Origin of the sequence: Nocardioides daedukensis (genome assembly GCF_013408415.1) — a bacterium.
GTDB classification, from domain to species: Bacteria; Actinomycetota; Actinomycetes; order Propionibacteriales; family Nocardioidaceae; genus Nocardioides; species Nocardioides daedukensis.
Window position 1 is genome coordinate 50400 of sequence record NZ_JACCAA010000001.1, and the last position, 16604, is coordinate 67003.

At 66.9% G+C, this 16604-nt stretch carries 16 protein-coding genes; 13 read left to right on the top strand and 3 right to left on the bottom strand.

The annotated features are described in order from the left end of the window. Positions 1-92: 92 nt before the first annotated feature. The 3 genes from BJ980_RS00270 to BJ980_RS00280 all read left to right on the top strand — a co-directional run bounded on the left by BJ980_RS00270 (position 93) and on the right by BJ980_RS00280 (position 4544). Positions 93-1670, top strand: coding sequence for an APC family permease (locus tag BJ980_RS00270; protein ID WP_179500448.1), 1578 nt, complete (start codon positions 93-95; stop codon positions 1668-1670). A gap of 2 nt (positions 1671-1672) precedes the next feature. Continuing rightward, positions 1673-2677: an acetamidase/formamidase family protein gene (locus BJ980_RS00275; protein ID WP_246279894.1), complete on the top strand. Its 1005-nt coding sequence runs from the start codon at positions 1673-1675 to the stop codon at positions 2675-2677. A gap of 196 nt (positions 2678-2873) precedes the next feature. Then, positions 2874-4544 (top strand): alpha/beta-hydrolase family protein, encoded by a 1671-nt coding sequence (locus tag BJ980_RS00280; RefSeq protein ID WP_179500449.1) that lies wholly within the window; start codon positions 2874-2876, stop codon positions 4542-4544. A 42-nt stretch (positions 4545-4586) separates the two neighbouring features. Here BJ980_RS00280 and BJ980_RS00285 read toward each other — a convergent pair whose 3' ends face one another. Next, positions 4587-4961 (bottom strand): DUF1294 domain-containing protein, encoded by a 375-nt coding sequence (locus BJ980_RS00285; RefSeq protein ID WP_179500450.1) that lies wholly within the window; start codon positions 4959-4961, stop codon positions 4587-4589. Between the two features lie 95 nt (positions 4962-5056). On the opposite strand from BJ980_RS00285, the gene BJ980_RS00290 reads away from it, so the two are divergent. From BJ980_RS00290 to BJ980_RS00300, 3 genes are all read left to right on the top strand, one after another. After that, positions 5057-5626 carry a GrpB family protein gene (locus BJ980_RS00290; protein ID WP_179500451.1) on the top strand — a complete coding sequence of 190 codons (570 nt, stop codon included), beginning with the start codon at positions 5057-5059 and terminating at the stop codon, positions 5624-5626. 49 nt (positions 5627-5675) lie between these two features. Continuing rightward, positions 5676-7139 (top strand): protein adenylyltransferase SelO family protein, encoded by a 1464-nt coding sequence (locus BJ980_RS00295; RefSeq protein WP_179500452.1) that lies wholly within the window; start codon positions 5676-5678, stop codon positions 7137-7139. 86 nt (positions 7140-7225) lie between these two features. Beyond that, a complete protein-coding gene (locus BJ980_RS00300; RefSeq protein ID WP_179500453.1) occupies positions 7226-8566 on the top strand; it encodes a serpin family protein in 1341 nt (446 codons plus the stop codon). 20 nt (positions 8567-8586) lie between these two features. Here BJ980_RS00300 and BJ980_RS00305 read toward each other — a convergent pair whose 3' ends face one another. Further along, on the bottom strand, positions 8587-8928 hold the full coding sequence (locus tag BJ980_RS00305) for a DUF1801 domain-containing protein (RefSeq protein ID WP_179500454.1): 342 nt from the start codon (positions 8926-8928) through the stop codon (positions 8587-8589). A 57-nt stretch (positions 8929-8985) separates the two neighbouring features. Between BJ980_RS00305 and BJ980_RS00310 the strand changes: the two genes are divergently transcribed. The 4 genes from BJ980_RS00310 (at position 8986) to BJ980_RS00325 (ending at position 13306) form a co-directional block, all read left to right on the top strand. Continuing rightward, positions 8986-9927, top strand: a complete 942-nt coding sequence (locus BJ980_RS00310) for an NADP-dependent oxidoreductase (protein WP_179500455.1) — start codon at positions 8986-8988, stop codon at positions 9925-9927. Between the two features lie 34 nt (positions 9928-9961). Then, on the top strand, positions 9962-10846 hold the full coding sequence (locus tag BJ980_RS00315; protein WP_179500456.1) for a DUF1295 domain-containing protein: 885 nt from the start codon (positions 9962-9964) through the stop codon (positions 10844-10846). Between the two features lie 19 nt (positions 10847-10865). After that, complete coding sequence (locus BJ980_RS00320) at positions 10866-11984, top strand: FAD-dependent oxidoreductase (RefSeq protein ID WP_179500457.1); 1119 nt, start codon at positions 10866-10868, stop codon at positions 11982-11984. A gap of 134 nt (positions 11985-12118) precedes the next feature. After that, on the top strand, positions 12119-13306 hold the full coding sequence (locus tag BJ980_RS00325) for an alcohol dehydrogenase catalytic domain-containing protein (RefSeq protein ID WP_179500458.1): 1188 nt from the start codon (positions 12119-12121) through the stop codon (positions 13304-13306). 47 nt (positions 13307-13353) lie between these two features. On the opposite strand, the gene BJ980_RS00330 is transcribed toward BJ980_RS00325, so the two are convergent. Then, a complete protein-coding gene (locus BJ980_RS00330) occupies positions 13354-14034 on the bottom strand; it encodes a histidine phosphatase family protein (protein WP_179500459.1) in 681 nt (226 codons plus the stop codon). 105 nt (positions 14035-14139) lie between these two features. Here BJ980_RS00330 and BJ980_RS00335 point away from each other — a divergent pair, with 105 nt between their 5' ends. From BJ980_RS00335 to BJ980_RS00345, 3 genes are all read left to right on the top strand, one after another. Next, positions 14140-14925, top strand: coding sequence for an ABC transporter substrate-binding protein (locus BJ980_RS00335; protein WP_179500460.1), 786 nt, complete (start codon positions 14140-14142; stop codon positions 14923-14925). A 64-nt stretch (positions 14926-14989) separates the two neighbouring features. Next, entirely contained in the window at positions 14990-15784 is a 795-nt protein-coding gene (locus BJ980_RS00340) for an amino acid ABC transporter permease (protein WP_179500461.1), read from the top strand. Continuing rightward, the gene (locus tag BJ980_RS00345; protein ID WP_179500462.1) at positions 15784-16572 is read left to right on the top strand and encodes an amino acid ABC transporter ATP-binding protein; all 789 of its coding nucleotides are present in this window, start codon (positions 15784-15786) and stop codon (positions 16570-16572) included. The genes BJ980_RS00340 and BJ980_RS00345 overlap by 1 nt, the downstream gene beginning before the upstream one ends. Positions 16573-16604: the final 32 nt, after the last annotated feature.

Here is a 16604-nt window from a genome sequence, read left to right on the forward strand (position 1 = left end):
GTGGGCTGCCAAGATCACGGCGCATGGTGTGGTCCACGCCACATTCGATCGGCACCTCACGGAGTGCACCCCGAGCACTGGAGAGAATCCAAATGTCAGCTGACGAAAGAGTCACCAAGCCCGCCACTGAGCGCGGGAAACCGCGAGTCCAACGCCTCAAGCCCAACGCGGTCGGGCTGTGGGGCGTCATGTTCATGGCGGTTGCCACCGCCGCCCCCATCACGGCCATGGTCGGCAACGTGCCGATCGCAATCGGCTCCGGAAACGGAGCCAACGCGCCCGCGGGCTACCTGGTGGCGACCATTGTGCTGAGCCTCTTCGCGCTGGGCTATTCCGCGATGGCCAAGCACATCACCTCTACCGGTGCGTTCTACGGCTACATCTCCCACGGGCTCGGGCGTGTGGTGGGTATGGCCGCAGGGGCGCTGACCACCTTGGCGTACGTCGTCTTCGAGGCCGCCTTGGTCGGCATCTTCGCGTTCTTCGCAAGCACGTTCGTCTCCGCGCACCTGGGACCCGACGTCAACTGGATCTGGTTCGCCGTCCTCATGCTCGGTGTCAACGCGTTGCTGACCTACTTCGACATCAACATCACCGCGAAGATCCTCGGGATCTTCCTGATCACCGAGATCCTCATGCTCGCCCTCATGACCGGGTCGATCCTCTTCACCGGTGGTGGACCCGAGGGTTGGTCCCTGGGTTCACTGAACCCTCTGAACGCCTTCCAGAACCTTGACGAGACCGTGACCGACCCGTCCAACGCCGGGGCCACCCTGGCGGTCGCCGGCAGCGCGGGCATCGGTCTGTTCTTCGCCTTCTGGTCGTGGGTCGGGTTCGAGTCGACAGCGATGTATGGCGAAGAGTCGCGCGAGCCGAAGAAGATCATTCCTCGCGCCACGATGCTCTCAGTGGTCTGCATCGGCCTGTTCTATGTCTTGGTCTCGTGGTCGGCAATCGTCGGCACGGGGCCCAGCCAAGCCGTGGCCCTGGCTCAGGACGGTGGCACCGCGGGCCAGATCTTCTTCGGTCCTGTTGAGGAGCACCTCGGTCACTGGTCGGTCATCCTGTTCGAGTTCTTGTTGATGACCGGCTCCTACGCCTGCGGTATGGCCTTCCACAACTGCGCTTCTCGCTACATCTACGCGATCGGGCGCGAGGACCTCATCCCCGGTTTCGGTCGAACCTTGGGTGCCTCGCATGAGAAGCACGGGTCGCCGTACATCGCTGGCTTCGTGCAGACCGCCATCGCCACCCTGATCGTGTTCTGGTTCTTCTTCACCGACCGTGACCCCTACGGCCAGCTCTATGCACTGATGGCGATCATGGGCACGACCGCGATCATGATCGTGCAGGCGTTGGCAGCCTTCGCTTGCATCGCCTACTTCCACGTGCACAAGAAGCATCAGGAGACGGCGCACTGGTTCCGCACGTTCCTGGCTCCCCTGATCGGTGGGGTCGGCATGCTCTACGTGATCTGGCTGCTGATCGAGAACGCCAGCTTCGCGGCGGGTGCGGCGGCCAGCGACATCGTGTTCAAGTCCTCTCCATGGGTCGTGGCCGCAGTCGGACTGAGTGGTCTGTTGTTCGCGCTCTATGCGAAGAGGTTCTCCCCGGAGCGCTACGAAATCATCGGCCGGGTCGTGCTCGAGGACACCCAGGAACGCGACTGACGATGCTGCGTCCGTTGATGCTGCACGAGATCGACGAGGAGGCTCGGGCCTCCTCGTTGGTCTACACGTTCGGCGGTGTGGAGCCGGTTGCCACACTGCTGCGAGGCACCGATCTCCGTACGTCGACGTTGGACTGCTTCGCTGGTCTGGTGCGGCGGGCAGAGGACCTCCCCTCGGTCGTGTGTGACCCGCGTTATCTGAACCCGCAGACGGGGCCCTTCTATGTCGAGGGCGCTCGGCCGGGGGACACCCTTGCGGTTCACTTCGCCAGTATTGAACCGCGCCATGACTGGGGTGTCAGCTCCACGGTGCCGTTCTTCGGAGCGCTCACCGCGAGCCGTGACACCGCCCTGCTGCACGAGGCACTGCCTGAGCGCACCTGGATCTATGACCTCGACTCCGCGGAGGGGCAAGTGCACTTCAGGGCGCTTGACAGCGGGCTCACGGTTCCGCTGCCGCTGGATCCGATGCACGGCACCGTCGGGGTTGCCCCACCCCTGGGTGAAGTGCGTTCCTCGCTGACACCGGGCAGTTGGGGCGGCAACATGGACACCCCGGAGATGCGTGCCGGAGCCACGTGCTATCTCGGTGTGAATGTCGAGGGTGCGCTGCTGAGTTTCGGCGACGGACATGCCCGGCAGGGCGAGGGCGAATCGTGCGGTGTGGCGGTTGAATGCGCCATGGACACGACGCTGCGCGTGGATGTCGTGTCGGGTGTGGTGACACCTTGGCCGCGGATCGAGACTGACGACCACTGGATGACGACCGGCTCGGCCAAGCCGCTGGAGGACGCCTTCCGCATTGCCCACACCCAGATGGTGCGCTGGCTCGAAGACCTGCTGGACCTGAGCACGATGGATGCCTACCAGCTGGTGGCTCAGGTGGCTCTCACCCCGGTCGCCAACGTGTGCGACACCGTCTACACGGTCGTGTGCAAGGTGCCCAAGGCGTTCTTCCCAGGGGTCGTCGCCATGCACGGCGTCCACGACGCGCTTCGTCGTCCTTAGGCGAGGTGAATTCGGCCGTCGGGCCGCGAAGGTCACCTCTCCCCAGAGCGGCGAGCTGGGAGTAGGTTGAATTCGCGCAGTCGGTTGGGAGCTCGACTCGCACACGGGGCGAGGGAATCGAGCCGCTGTGACCTCATCCAACACACCTGGACCCGACACGGGCCGCATCCCGGCGCGGGAAGAGTCCCCGCCGGGCATGTCGCCCAGCGCACTGCGCAGGTGGAGCCGAGCGGGACTGGCGCGACCGGACATCGTCGGCGTGCTGGTGGCTGCATGGTTCTTCAGTCAGTCGCTGGCACCGTCCCTGTTGTTGAGGTCCTGGCTCTTCCAAGGCGTCCTCACCGGGGTGAGCACTGCCGTCGGCTATTGGCTGGGCACGGGCCTGGCCCGGATGTTTCGCTGGGTCCTCGCCAAGACGAGGTGGGCACAGGTCCGGCCACCGGGGCAGCCGGCCGCCTGGCGTCTGGGGGCCGGGGTGGTGGCGATGCTGATCGTCGTCTGGTCGGTGGTGAAAGCGGCGCCCGAGCACGAGTGGACCTGGCAGCGCCTCGGCCATGAGGCCAGCTCGTTCTGGTTCCTGTATGTCGGCACGGCCGCCGTCGCACTGCTCGGCGCCGCAGTCATGTTCGCGGTGGGTGCACTGCTTCGGTTCCTGTGGTCGCGTCTCACTGGTGTCGGCAACTGGCTGTTGCCCAGGTGGATTGCCGGGGGACTGGCCCTGGTGCTTCTCACGTGGGCACTGCTGGCCGCGCTGAACAACGTGGTTCTCCAGCGCACCCTGGACGGTTTCAACGCCACCTTCGCCGCCGGCGACAGGGACCTTGACGGTGCGCCCGAGCAGCCGGAGTCGATGTTTCGTTCCGGTGGTCCGCGATCGTCGCTGGACTGGGCGTCGACCGGCCGCGAAGGACGCCGCTTCCTCACCCGAGGACCCGGCACGGAGGAGCTGACCGACTTCACCGCGGGGGACGTGGTCGAGCCGGTGCGGGTCTTCGTGGGTCGTGCCGAGGCTTCGAGCATCGCTGAGCGCGTGGAGCTGGCCATCCAGGAGCTGGAGACCTTCGGCGCCTTTGAGCGGGCTGCATTGCTGGTGGTGATCCCCACCGGGACCGGCTGGATCAACGAGCAGATCGTGCAGCCGATGGAATATCTCCACAACGGCAACATCGCCACCGTGGCCGTGCAATATTCCCACCTGCCCAGCCCGTTGGCGTTCATGGCCGAGCTGGACGCGGCGGGTGACACCGGAACGAGACTGGTCGCCGAGGTCGAGAAGCGACTGGCGGAGCTGGATGACCCGCCTCACCTGTACGTCGCGGGGGAGAGCCTCGGATCCTTCGGTGGTGCACGGGCGTTTGACTCGTTGGCCGACAGCGCCCGGCGTACGGCTGGGGCGCTCTGGGTCGGGCCACCCGCAAGCATGCACCTGCGTCGAGAGGCCGAGCGCATCAGACGTTCCGGGTCGACGCAGGTGCGACCAGTGGTCGGTGACGGGGAGGACTTCCTCTTCGTCAACCGCACCAGTGACTTCGACCGGGTGGAGGCGGACAGTCGGCCCCACTCGGTGTTCCTGCAACAGGCCGACGACGGAGTCGTGTGGTGGGACTGGGACACCGCCTACTCCCGGCCGGACTGGCTGGAGGAACCACTCGACGCCGAGGTCAACCCCGACATGCGCTGGACGCCGCTCACCACGTTCCTCCAGCTGGCCGTCGACATGGCGGTGAGCAACGACTTCGACGAAGGGCAGGGCCACCTCTACGGCACAATGCCGCTGACCGCCTGGCACGCGATCCTGGCTCCGGCCGGCTGGGATGAGCAGAAGGTGGAGCGCCTGCGCGAACGCCTGGAGTCGGTGCAAAGGTGAGGCCGCTGCGTCTCAAGGGCAGGTTTGATCGGGAACGACGGGTCAGCGCTGCCCGAACGGAGCGGCGTACACCAGCCAGGTGAGCGCCGCACAGTTGGCGACGACGGTGACCCAGAAGACCTGGCGGAACGGCTGCTTCCTGGTCTTGTGCCGGAACAGGTGTCGTGCGACCAGGGCGCCGGGCCAGCCACCGATCAGGCCGACAAGGTGCAGGGCGTTCTCGGAGATGCGCTGCGCGCGTTGTCTCGAGGCGGCCTTGTCGAGGCCATACATCGCGAAGGCGACGAGGCTGAAGAGTCCATAGGGGACCAGGACCAGCGTCGGGATGTGGTCGAAAGCCCACAGACCGATCAGGAGTGCGAAGAGCGAGACCACCACGGTGATGGCCATCAGTGCGCGTGCGCCACTCCGGTTCATGCTCGCTCCTTTATCCAAGGTGAGCCCAACGTAGGTCGGAAAGGGTTCCGTGTCCGACGATTTCCAGCAATCGCATGGGTGGCAAGATCGAGCACATGCAGCGATTCGCCGACGACACCGCACCGCGCCGACCCGATGTCACTGACGTCGAGATCGTGGGCGGGATCGAGAAGCGTGCGCTGGTGATCGTCGATCCGGACCCGACCTGGCCCGGCCAGTTCCGCACCCACGAGAGGCGCATCCGCGCCGCTCTCGACGCCACGGCCAGGCAGGTCGAGCACATCGGGTCCACCTCCGTGCCGGGTCTGGCCGCCAAGCCGATCATTGACATCCTCATCTGCGTCGACGACATCACCGCCGAGGAGGACTACCTCGACCCACTCCTGGGCGCAGGCTATGAACTGCGGGTGCGCGAGCCCGGACACCGGATGGTGCGCACACCCGAGCGCGACGTACACGTCCACATCCTCACCAGTGGCGCACCTGAAGCCGACGACTATCTGTTGCTGCGCAACCACCTGCGCCAGGACGCCGGGGATCGCGACCTCTATGAGCAGACCAAGCGGTCGTTGGTGACGCAGGAGTGGTCGGACATGAACGCCTATGCCGACGCCAAGACCGAGGTGATCACTGCGATCAAGGACCGGGCCCGGAAGGCGCGTTGAGCGCGACTCGGAACCACCGCTCCACACCTCGGTCGGTATCTTCGACAGGGTGACGACGACCCCGGTGACGTTCCACCTTTCCCACCACTTCGCCTCGGAGCTGCCCGAGCTCTCGCTCCCGTGGCAGGGCGAGGAAACCCCCGATCCGCAACTGTTGGTGCTCAACGAGCCCCTGGCCGACGAGCTCGGCCTGGACGCGAGTGCGCTGCGTAGCTCGGATGGCATCGGCCTGCTCACCGGAACAGTCGTGCCACTCGACGCCAAGCCTGTCGCGCAGGCATACGCAGGCCACCAGTTCGGTGGCTATTCGCCGCGGCTCGGTGACGGCCGGGCCCTGCTGATGGGCGAGCTGACCGATCGGGAAGGACGCGTGCGCGATCTGCACCTGAAGGGATCAGGACGTACGTCGTTCTCGCGCGGCGCCGACGGCCGCGCCGCGGTCGGCCCGATGCTGCGCGAATACGTCATGAGCGAGGCCATGCATGCCCTCGGCGTGCCCACGACCCGGTCACTCGCAGTCATCGGCACTGGTCGGCAGGTGCAACGCGAAAGCGGCGCCCTGCCCGGGGCCGTCCTTGCCCGGGTCGCGAGCAGTCATCTCCGCGTCGGTTCGTTCCAGTTCGTGGCCGGGACCGGCGACCTGGAGCTGCTACGGCGCCTCGCCGATCACGCGATCATGCGGCACCACCCCGACGCGGCATCCGAGGAGAATCCGTATCGGGCACTGTTCGAGGCCGTCGTCGCGAGGCAAGCAGACCTCATCGCGCGGTGGATGCTCATCGGCTTCGTCCATGGCGTGATGAACACCGACAACATGACGATCTCCGGGGAGACCATCGACTACGGACCATGCGCGTTCATGGAGGCCTATGACCCCGCGGCCGTGTTCAGCTCGATCGACACCGACGGCCGCTATGCCTACGGCAACCAGGCCGCCATCGCGCAGTGGAATCTCGCCCGATTCGCCGAGGCACTGCTTCCCCTGTTCGGCGACGACCGCGACAGTGCGGTGACCGCCGCAACCGAGTCCCTGGACACCTTCCGGACGAAGTTCTTGTCAAGCTATTCCGCCGGGCTGCGCGCGAAGTTGGGGTTACCCGATGGAGTGGAAGACGCCGTCGCGGCTGAACTGAGTGAGAGCCTGCTTCAGCTGTTCCACACCAACCGAGTCGACTGGACCTCCGGCTTTCACGCCCTCGGTGCGGCAGCCCGCGGCGATGCCGAACCACTCCGGGGACAGTTCATCGACCTGCCAGGCATCGACAACTGGCTCAATCGCTGGCGTGCTCTCGACCCCGACTCGGCTGCCATGGACCGCGTCAATCCTGTCTACGTCCCGCGCAACCACTTGGTGGAGGAGGCGCTCGACGCGGCAACCACCGGTGACCTCGGGCCGGTCCACCAGCTTCTCGACGTCGTCCAGCATCCGTTCGACCAGCGTTCGGGTCTCGAGCGTTTTGAAGCGCCGGCGCCTGAGGAGTTCGGTCGCTACACCACGTATTGCGGCACCTGAGTTGATCTGCGAGGTCTCAGGCTCTGATGACCGGGACTCAGCCGTCCCGATGGAACCATCGGGCCCGCACTGACGTCGTACCCACCATGATCACTCGACGCGACCTGACCCGGCTCACCATCCTCAGCCTGGCGGCCCTCGGCGGAGCCGGGACACTGACAGGCTGCTCTGACGAGAAGAGCCCCAACGGAAAGGGCGGTGGAGGAGTCATGGACGACGGTGGCATCCAGCTGGTCTCCTCCGATGTGAAGCGCGCCGCGGGGGATCCGACGATCCTGCCGGACGTCGTCACCGGATTGCAGGCGCTCACCCACGGGCTCTATGACGGAGTCGCGGCAGGAACAGACAACGTCGTGATCTCGCCATACTCCGTGCTGATCGCACTCGGCATGACCCTGGTCGGCGCCGACGGCAAGACCGCTGACGAGATGCGCGAGGTGCTCGGCACCGGGAGTCTCGGCGACCGGTGGCACAAGGGCGTCAATGCGCTCACCGTCCACATCGACGGGTTGGCCGGCACCCAGAAGCGCGTCGACGGATCGAAGGCCGAGCTGGAGCTGGCCACGGCCAACCAACTCTTCGGACAGCGCGATGTCGGCTGGGAGCAGGACTTCGTGGATCTGCTCGCCAAGGAGTACGGCGCTTCGGTGCGCGCCGTCGACTTCGTGCAGGCCACCGAAGAGGCGCGCACCCTGATCAACGGCTGGGTCGAGGAGCAGACCAACGACCGCATCGTCGATCTTGTCCCCGAGGCAGTGCTCGACGCGCTCACCCGTCTGGTGCTGGTCAACGCGATCTATCTCAAGGCACCGTGGGAGCAGCCCTTCGAGAAGCCCCTCACCGCCGCCGGCGCATTCCACCGAGCCGACGGGTCGAGCATCGACGTCGACCTGATGCACAAGCCGGACCTGGCCGCCGCGATGGCAACGGGCGACGGATGGCAGGCAGTGGTCCTGCCGTATGCCGGCAAGAAGGTGGCGATGACCATCGTGCTGCCCGACGCCGATGCGTTCGACGAGGTCGAGCGCGCTGTGGCCAGCAAGGGATTCACCCATATTGCCCGACAGGCGACACCCACGTCCGTCGACCTCAAGCTGCCGAAGTGGAAGTTCCGCACCGAGGTGCTGCTCAATGAGGTGTTGGCGGCGCTCGGGATGCCGACGGCCTTCAGTGACGACGCGGACTTCACGCCGATGACCGACGAGGACCTGACGCTGAGAATCTCCGCCGTCCTGCACCAGGGCTTCATCGCCGTCGACGAGGAGGGCACTGAGGCGGCTGCCGCCACGGCGGTGGTCATGAAGACCCTCAGCGCACCAGCACCGGGAAAGACGCTCGTGATCGACCGCCCGTTCCTCTTCGCCATCCACGACGTCGAGCACCACGCCCCCCTCTTCGTCGGCCGGGTCTCCGACCCCACGGCCTGACGGAACGAGGGTCCAGCAGGTCAGGCCCGGTTCAACGCCACTGCCTCACGAATCAACTCGACGAAGGCCTCTTCGTCGAGCTCGTCATCGGCGAAGATGTCGAGGCCGCGCCGCGTGCCGGCGTCGAGACTCGCGTTGAAGAGACTGTCCGGGTCCTCGAGCGAAGCACCCTTGGCGAAGGTGAGCTTCACCTTGTCCTTGTAGGTCTCCACCGTGCAGATCAGACCGTCGCAGGAGAACGTCGGGACGCCATCAGGGTTGGAAGCCTTGCGCCACTTGGCCTCCTCGACGATGTCGGGATCCGCACCCAGGATCAGCTGACGCACTCGGTCGACAGTCTCGGAACGCCAGTCCTCAGCCATGCGGAAAGCCTAACGTCGGACGCGTTCGGTGTGGAAGACCGTGAGATGGTGCGAAGCATGAAGGCAATCGGAGCACATCGATATGGCGGTCCCGAGGTCCTCGAAGTTGTCGAGCTTCCCGACCCCGAACCGGGTGAGGGTGAGGTGCTGGTCCGGGTGAGGGCCGCAGCGGTCAACCCGACCGACACCTATGTCCGAAACGGCGACCGCGAACGCGCCCAGCGCAAGCAGTCCCCACCTCCCTATGTGCCGGGCATGGACGTGGCCGGCGTGCTCGAGGCGATCGGCCCCGGCGTCGACACCGCCCTGTCCGTCGGGGACCGGGTGATGGCGGTCGTGGTCCCCAACGGCCACCACGGTGCCTATTCGGAGATGCTCGCGCTGCCCGTCGGATCGGTGGCCGCCGCACCCGCGGGCACCAGCCACGTCGAGGCCTCCACCCTGCCGATGAACGGACTCACCGCCCGTCTCGCCCTTGATCTGCTGGCTCTCGAGCCCGGCCAGGTCCTGGGCGTGACCGGATCCGCCGGGGCGCTCGGCGGTTATGTGATCGAGCTGGCCAAGGCCGACGGCCTCACCGTCATCGCCGACGCCTCCGAGAAGGACGAGGCACTGGTCCGCAAGCTGGGTGCCGACATCGTCGTACGTCGTGGTGACGACGTCGCCGACGGGTTCCTCGCCGAGGTGCCCGACGGCGTACACGGCCTCGTGGACGGTTCGGTCCAGGACGAGGCACTGTTCCCCGCCATCCGCGACGGCGGAGGCTTTGCCGCCGTGCGCGGCTTCCGGGGCGAGGCGCCGCGCGGCATCCAGAACCACCAGGTCTGGATCACCGCCTACGCCGAGGAGCAGGCCAAACTCGACAGGCTGCGAGAGCAGGCCGAGGCCGGGCAGCTCACCCTCCGGGTCGCCGAGACCATCCCGGCGGCGCAGGCCGCTGAGGCACACCGACGCCTCGAGGCCGGCGGAACCCGGGGACGGTTCGTGCTCGAGTTCTGACCCGCAGCTCCCCGTCGGACCCTAGGCTGCGCGCATGGAGAACCCTGCAGCCCTGTCCAAGGGCGCCTCGCTGGTGCGCGTCGCGATCGCCTATCTCATTGCGATCGGGGCCGGAGCCGCGTGGCTGTTCCTGGGTCCCGACACCGACCACCTGTGGCTCGACGGTCTGATCGCCGACCTGATCGCGACGCTGGTGATCTTCGCGGCGAGCCGGCTGCACGGGAACTCGAGCTTCTACGACGCGTTCTGGAGTGTGCTGCCTCCGCTGCTCGCGTTCTACTGGTTCTGCGCCGGTCCCGGCACCGAGGACGTGCGCTGGTGGCTGATGGCGGCGGTGCTCCTGCTCTGGGCGATCCGCCTGACCGGCAACTGGATCCACGGTTTCCCGGGCCTGCACCACGAGGACTGGCGCTATTCGATGATCCGCGAGCGGGCCGGCCGCCTCGGGGTGCTGGCCGACCTGTTCGCGATCCACGTCATCCCCACCCTGCAGGTCTTCGCCGGCCTGATCCCGGTCTACCTCGTCGCCACCCGCGCCGGTGAGCCGCTCGGCTGGCTCGACGGCGTCGCCTTCGCGGTCGGCATCGGTGCCGTGGCCCTCGAGGGGGTGGCCGACCTGCAGATGCACCGTTTCGTGGCCAGCAAGCAGCCCGGAGAGGTGATGGACCGCGGGTTGTGGGGCTGGTCGAGACACCCGAACTACTTCGGCGAGTTCGCCTTCTGGTTCTCGCTGGCGCTCTTCGGCCTGGCCGCCGCACCCGGTTCCTGGTGGGTCTTCGCCGGCGCCGCCGTCATGCTCGCGATGTTCCATGGCGCCAGCATCCCGTGGATGGAGCAGCGCTCGCTTGAGCGCCGACCCGCATACGCAGACGTCGTACGCCGTGTCCCGCGGTTCGTGCCGCGCCCACCGCGCCGGTGATCCGGCAGTGGGTCCGAACATGGTGACGAACACCCGACCACGGGTTCTGGTCGTCGGGATGGGGGACACCGGCGTGCTCACCGCGATCCGGCTCGGCCCGCACGCCGACGTCGTGGGGATCAGCACCAAGGCGGAGTTCGTCAGCGGCCAGGAGCTCGGGTTGCGCCTGGCCCGCCCCGAGGCATGGATGCGCGACTACCGCGTCGGTTTCGACCGGTTCCGCGGCCTCGACGACGTACGCATCGTCCACGGCACCGCCAGCAGCCTCGACCCCGAGTCCCGCCGGGTCAGGGTCACCCTCGCCGACGGCACCACCGCCAGTGAGGAGTACGACGTCCTGGTCATCGCCACCGGTGTGACCAACGGCTTCTGGCGTGAGCCCTCATTGCAGACCTCCGAAGGAGTCTCCGACGCGCTGGCCCGCGCCCATGCCCGGTTGTCCGACGCCGCCAAGGTGGTGGTGATCGGGGGTGGGGCCGCAGCGATGAGCAGCGCCGCGCAGGTCGCCGAGTGCTGGCCCGACAAGCAGGTGCACCTCTACTTCCCCGGCGAGCGTGGGCTCCCGCAGCACGCCCCACGGACCTGGAACCGGGTCGCGCGTCGACTGACCGGGCTCGGGGTCGCCCTGCACCCGGGCCACCGCGCGGTGCTTCCTGCCGACGGCACGAACGACCTGAGCGCGGGGCCCGTCCGCTGGCAGACCGGACAACCGCCCACCGAGGCCGACGTGGTGCTCTGGGCGATCGGGCAGGTGCAACCCAACACCGGCTGGCTGCCTGATCACCTGCTCGACGACCGCGGCTTCGTCCTGGTCGAGCCCACTCTGGCCGTGTCCGGACAGGACCACATCTTCGCCGTCGGTGACATCGCCGCCGTCGACGCGTTGCGCACCTCGGCCCGCAACCAGGGGCACAAGCTGGTCGGCCGGAACGTGCGCGCGCACGTGGCCGGACGGTCACTGGGGACCTATCGCACTCCGGGGCGGCGGTGGGGCTCCGTGCTCGGTCCGCTGCGCGACGGTCTCGTGGTCTTTGCGCCGAACGGCAGGGGATTCCGGTTCCCGGCGTGGAGCATCGACGCATTGCTGCAGCGGTTCGTCGTACGACGGGGCATCTATGGGGGAGTGCGCAGGGACTGATCGACCCGCGGCCGTCGCAGGGCGCCGCGGGCAAACTCGCATCTTCCCGGTTGCACCTGTGTAGGAAGGCGACTCGCGGGTACGGGTGTGCAGGGTTCGTTGCGAGCCCTCCCCAACGTGAAGGTGGTGTGATCATGAAGGCAGTGACTTGGCAGGGCGTCCACAACATGCAGGTCACCGAGGTTCCCGATCCCCGCATCGAGGAGCCGACGGACATCGTCATCCGTGTCACCTCTACCGGACTCTGCGGGTCTGACCTGCACCTCTACGAGACGCTCGGCGCGTTCATGGAGCCGGGCGACATCGTCGGCCACGAAGCGATGGGCATCGTGGAAGAGGTCGGCTCCGAGGTGACGAAGGTGTCCGTCGGCGACCGGGTCGTCGTTCCCTTCAACGTCTCCTGCGGCTCCTGCTGGATGTGCGACCAGCACCTCTACAGCCAGTGCGAGACCACGCAGAACCCTGAGCACGGCACCGGTGCCAGCTTCTTCGGCTACTCCAAGCTCTACGGTCAGGTCCCCGGCGGCCAGGCCGAGCTGCTGCGCGTCCCCTTCGGCAACTTCCTGCCCGTCAAGGTGCCGCACGAACATGAGGACGACCGCTTCCTCTTCCTCTCCGACGTGCTCCCGACCGCCTGGCAGGGGCTCAAGTATGCGGACGTGCCCGACGGCGGCACGCTGCTGGTGATGGGCGCCGGCCCGATCGGTGACATGGCCGCACGCATGGGCGTGCGTGCCGGGCACCGCGTGATCAGCGTCGACCGCGTCCCCGAGCGCCTGGCCCGGGTCAACGCGTTCGGCGCCGAGACCATCAACCTCGACGAGGTCAAGGGCAACGGCGGCGTTGCCGAGATGGTCCGCGAGCTCACCAACGGCCGCGGAGCCGACTCCGTCATCGACGCGGTGGGCATGGAGGCGCACGGCTCGCCGGTGGCCCAGGGCGTACAGAAGTTCGTCGGTCTGCTGCCCGACGCGATCGCCGAGCCGATGATGAAGAAGGCCGGCATCGACCGTCTGGCGGCGTTGCACACGGCCCTCGACGCCGTACGTCGTGGGGGCACCGTCTCGCTCTCTGGTGTCTATGGCGGCGCGGTTGACCCGATGCCGCTGTTCCAGATGTTCGACAAGCAGATCCAGCTGCGGATGGGCCAGGCCAACGTGCGCGCCCACACCGACGAGCTGCTCGCGATGCTGATCGAGGACGACCCGTTCGGTGTCGACGCGTTCGCCACCCATCACCTGCCGCTCGACGAGGCCCCGCAGGCCTACAAGCACTTCCAGAAGAAGGAAGAGGGCATGGTGAAGGTGGTCTTCAAGCCCTGACGCAGGGATTGATCCGCTGACCGACTGATGGCGGTCGCAGGGGCCGATCAGGCCTCGGCGATCGCCTCGTCGGCGGTCTCACCGGTGACGTCGTGTGCCGACTCGTCGTCGAGGTCGTGACCGCCGAGCGGTTCGTGATGCCAGGTGGTGAGCTCCCACCCGTCGCTCGGGTCGCCCTCCAGGACGGCCATGCCGGTGTTCATGATGTGGAGGTCCTTCGCCTGCGCCGGGTCGAGCTCGCTCGCCAGTGCGGCAAAGGCCCGGATCGCGGCGCCGTGGCTGAACAGCGCCACGGTGTCGTTCGGTCCGTGTGCCTGGATGATCGACCGGACCGCCGTGTCGTAGCCGGCGAAGAACTCGTGGCCCGAGGTGCCTCCCGGCATCCGGTGATCGAGATCGCCGACCAGCCAGTTGCTGATGCACTTGACGTAGGTGCGCACCGCATCGCGGTCCGAGCGCATCTCGACGTGGCCGGCGGAGATCTCCTCCAGTCCGGGCTGTACGACGACCTCGAGGCCACGCGATTGGGCGAGGGGAGTGCCGGTGAGCTGCGTGCGGACGAGGCGAGAGGCATAGACGCCGGCGATCTCCTCACCGTCGAGCGCATTCGGCACTGCCCGGGCCTGGGCCTGCCCGAGCGCGGTGAGACCAGCACCGGGGAAGCCCGTGTCGAGGGCTCCCAGGACGTTGTTGGGGGTCTGGCCATGACGGATGAGAAGCAGGCGCACCACTCGATCGTATGTGGGCGCACCCGATACCAGCGCGTCCGCATGACGGGCGGAGCAGGTGCGGGGTTCGGCACGCGAGGGTGAATCGGGTCTATGGTGCTGCGCATGAACCTTCGCCCCGTCACCGCTGCACTGGCCATCGCTGCACTGGCCTTCACCGCCACGTCCTGCGCCAAGGACACCAGCACCTCGACCACGGAGTCGGGTGCCAAGGTCGTCGAGGAAGGCGTCCTGACCATCTGCACGCACCTTCCCTATGAGCCGTTCGAGTTCACCAAGGACGGCGAGGTTGTCGGCTTCGACATCGACGTCCTCAAGCTCGTCGCGAAGGCCGAGGGCCTGGACACCAAGATCCAGGACACCCCGTGGGAGACCATCGTCTCGGGCGAGTCCCTGAACAGTGGCGATTGCGACGTGGCCACCGGTGCGATGTCGATCAAGCCGGAGCGCGAGAAGGTGATGGACTTCAGTGACCCCTACTTCACCGCCACCCAGGCGCTGCTGGTGAAGAAGGGGTCCGGCTACAGCAGCCTCGAGGACCTCGCCGGCAAGCGGATCGCCGTGCAGGAGGGCACCACCGGCGAGACCTATGTCGAGGAGAACCTCCCCAAGGGTGCCGAGAAGGTCTCCTATGAGGACTCGGTCCTGATGATGGAGGCCGTCAACAACGGGAAGGCCCAGGCAGGCGTCAACGACAACGGCCTGGTCAACTACTACGTCGACCAGAACCCCGGGGTCGCGGTCAGCACCGAGTTCCAGACCGGTGAGGAATATGGCTTCTCGGTGAAGAAGGACGGCAACCCCAAGCTCCTCGACGCCATCAACGAGGCGATCGCCGACAAGGACGCGATGGACGAGCTGAAGGTCAAGTGGTTCGGCACGGCCAAGTGAGCCAGCCACACGTGTCGACCAGCACCCCGGTGCTGGACCCGACGTGTCGTGAGGAAGGTGCCGGATGGCGCTGAGCAAGCGCAAGCGCGCAGCCCTGCTGCGCTATGCGCAATATGCGCTGATCATCCTCATCGCGGCCGTCGTAGGCCTTGCGGCCGACTGGGGGTCGCTGCGCGACTCGTTCTTCAAGCCGGACCTGGTCAGGCAGCAGTTCCCGGACATCTTGACGACGGCCCTGAAGAACACCGTCCTCTACACCGCGTGCGGCTTCACCTTCGGCCTGTTGCTCGGGTTGCTGCTGGCGCTGATGCGGCTCTCGAGCATCGGCCCGTGGCGCTGGCTCTCGACCGGAGTCATCGAGCTGTTCCGCGGGTTGCCCGCCCTGGTGGTCTTCCTGGCACTGGGCCCCGGCTTCTCGCGGGCGTTCCCCGAATATGAGATCCCGTTCGGCAGCCTCGGCATCGCCACTCTCGCCCTGGGCCTGGTCGGCGGTGCCTACATGGCCGAGACCATCCGCGCCGGCATCCAGGCGGTGCCCAAGGGCCAGATGGAGGCGGCACGCTCCTTGGGTATGTCGCACACCCGCGCGATGATCTCGATCGTGGTTCCGCAGGCGTTCCGGATCATCCTGCCGCCGCTGACCAACGAGCTCATCCTGCTGACCAAGGACTCCTCGCTGATCTACATCCTCGGTCTCTCCCTCGCCGAATATGACCTCACCAAGTGGGGCCGCGAGGGGATGAACAGTGAAGCGAACCTGACCCCGATCATCGTGGTCGGTCTCTGCTACCTGATCATCACCGTGCCGCTGTCGATCGCTGTCCGCCGTCTTGAGGCCAAGGCTGAGAGGGCCCGCTGATGACCATCCAGAGCAACGGTCCGGGCAACGTCCCGGCCCCCGCATTCAGCGACCGCAGTGCGGCCGCGATCGACGTACAGCAGCTGCACAAATATTTCGGCAAGAACGAGGTCCTCAAGGGGATCGACTTCCACGTGCCCGTGGGCGAAGTGGTGTGCGTGATCGGCCCTTCGGGGTCGGGCAAGTCGACGCTGCTGCGTTGCGTCAACCTGTTGGAGACGCCGACCAGCGGCAAGATCTTCGTGGAGGGGGACGAGATCACCGATCCCGACGCCGACGTCGATGCCCTGCGGGCGCGGATCGGGATGGTCTTCCAGTCCTTCAACCTGTTCCCGCACATGACGGTGCTCAAGAACCTGTGCATCGCCCAGCAGCGGGTCAAGGGACGCTCCAAGTCCGAGGCCGTGGCGATCGCCCGGACCAACCTGGACAAGGTCGGTCTGTCCGGCAAGGAGAGCGCCTATCCGGCACACCTCTCCGGTGGCCAACAGCAGCGCGTGGCCATTGCCCGGGCCCTGTCGATGGAGCCCGACATGATGCTCTTCGACGAGCCCACCTCGGCCCTCGACCCGGAGCTGGTCGGTGACGTTCTGCAGGTGATGAAGGACCTCGCCTCGGAGGGCATGACGATGATGGTGGTCACCCACGAGATGGGCTTCGCCCGCGAGGTCGGCGACAAGCTGGTCTTCATGGACGACGGCGTGATCCTCGAGGAGGGCGACCCGACCGAGGTGCTCGCCGACCCGCAGCACGAGCGCACCCGAGGCTTCCTGTCCAAGGTGCTCTGAGGTCGGAGGGCAGCGTGCGCTGAGGGGCGCTG

Coding starts and splice junctions, on each gene's coding strand:
- BJ980_RS00270 (WP_179500448.1), top strand. CDS start 93: ATGTCAGCTGACGAAAGAGTCACCAAGCCCGCCACTGAGCGCGGGAAA.
- BJ980_RS00275 (WP_246279894.1), top strand. CDS start 1,673: ATGCTGCGTCCGTTGATGCTGCACGAGATCGACGAGGAGGCTCGGGCC.
- BJ980_RS00280 (WP_179500449.1), top strand. CDS start 2,874: ATGTCGCCCAGCGCACTGCGCAGGTGGAGCCGAGCGGGACTGGCGCGA.
- BJ980_RS00285 (WP_179500450.1), bottom strand. CDS start 4,961: ATGAACCGGAGTGGCGCACGCGCACTGATGGCCATCACCGTGGTGGTC.
- BJ980_RS00290 (WP_179500451.1), top strand. CDS start 5,057: ATGCAGCGATTCGCCGACGACACCGCACCGCGCCGACCCGATGTCACT.
- BJ980_RS00300 (WP_179500453.1), top strand. CDS start 7,226: ATGATCACTCGACGCGACCTGACCCGGCTCACCATCCTCAGCCTGGCG.
- BJ980_RS00305 (WP_179500454.1), bottom strand. CDS start 8,928: ATGGCTGAGGACTGGCGTTCCGAGACTGTCGACCGAGTGCGTCAGCTG.
- BJ980_RS00310 (WP_179500455.1), top strand. CDS start 8,986: ATGAAGGCAATCGGAGCACATCGATATGGCGGTCCCGAGGTCCTCGAA.
- BJ980_RS00315 (WP_179500456.1), top strand. CDS start 9,962: ATGGAGAACCCTGCAGCCCTGTCCAAGGGCGCCTCGCTGGTGCGCGTC.
- BJ980_RS00320 (WP_179500457.1), top strand. CDS start 10,866: ATGGTGACGAACACCCGACCACGGGTTCTGGTCGTCGGGATGGGGGAC.
- BJ980_RS00325 (WP_179500458.1), top strand. CDS start 12,119: ATGAAGGCAGTGACTTGGCAGGGCGTCCACAACATGCAGGTCACCGAG.
- BJ980_RS00335 (WP_179500460.1), top strand. CDS start 14,140: ATGAACCTTCGCCCCGTCACCGCTGCACTGGCCATCGCTGCACTGGCC.
- BJ980_RS00340 (WP_179500461.1), top strand. CDS start 14,990: ATGGCGCTGAGCAAGCGCAAGCGCGCAGCCCTGCTGCGCTATGCGCAA.
- BJ980_RS00345 (WP_179500462.1), top strand. CDS start 15,784: ATGACCATCCAGAGCAACGGTCCGGGCAACGTCCCGGCCCCCGCATTC.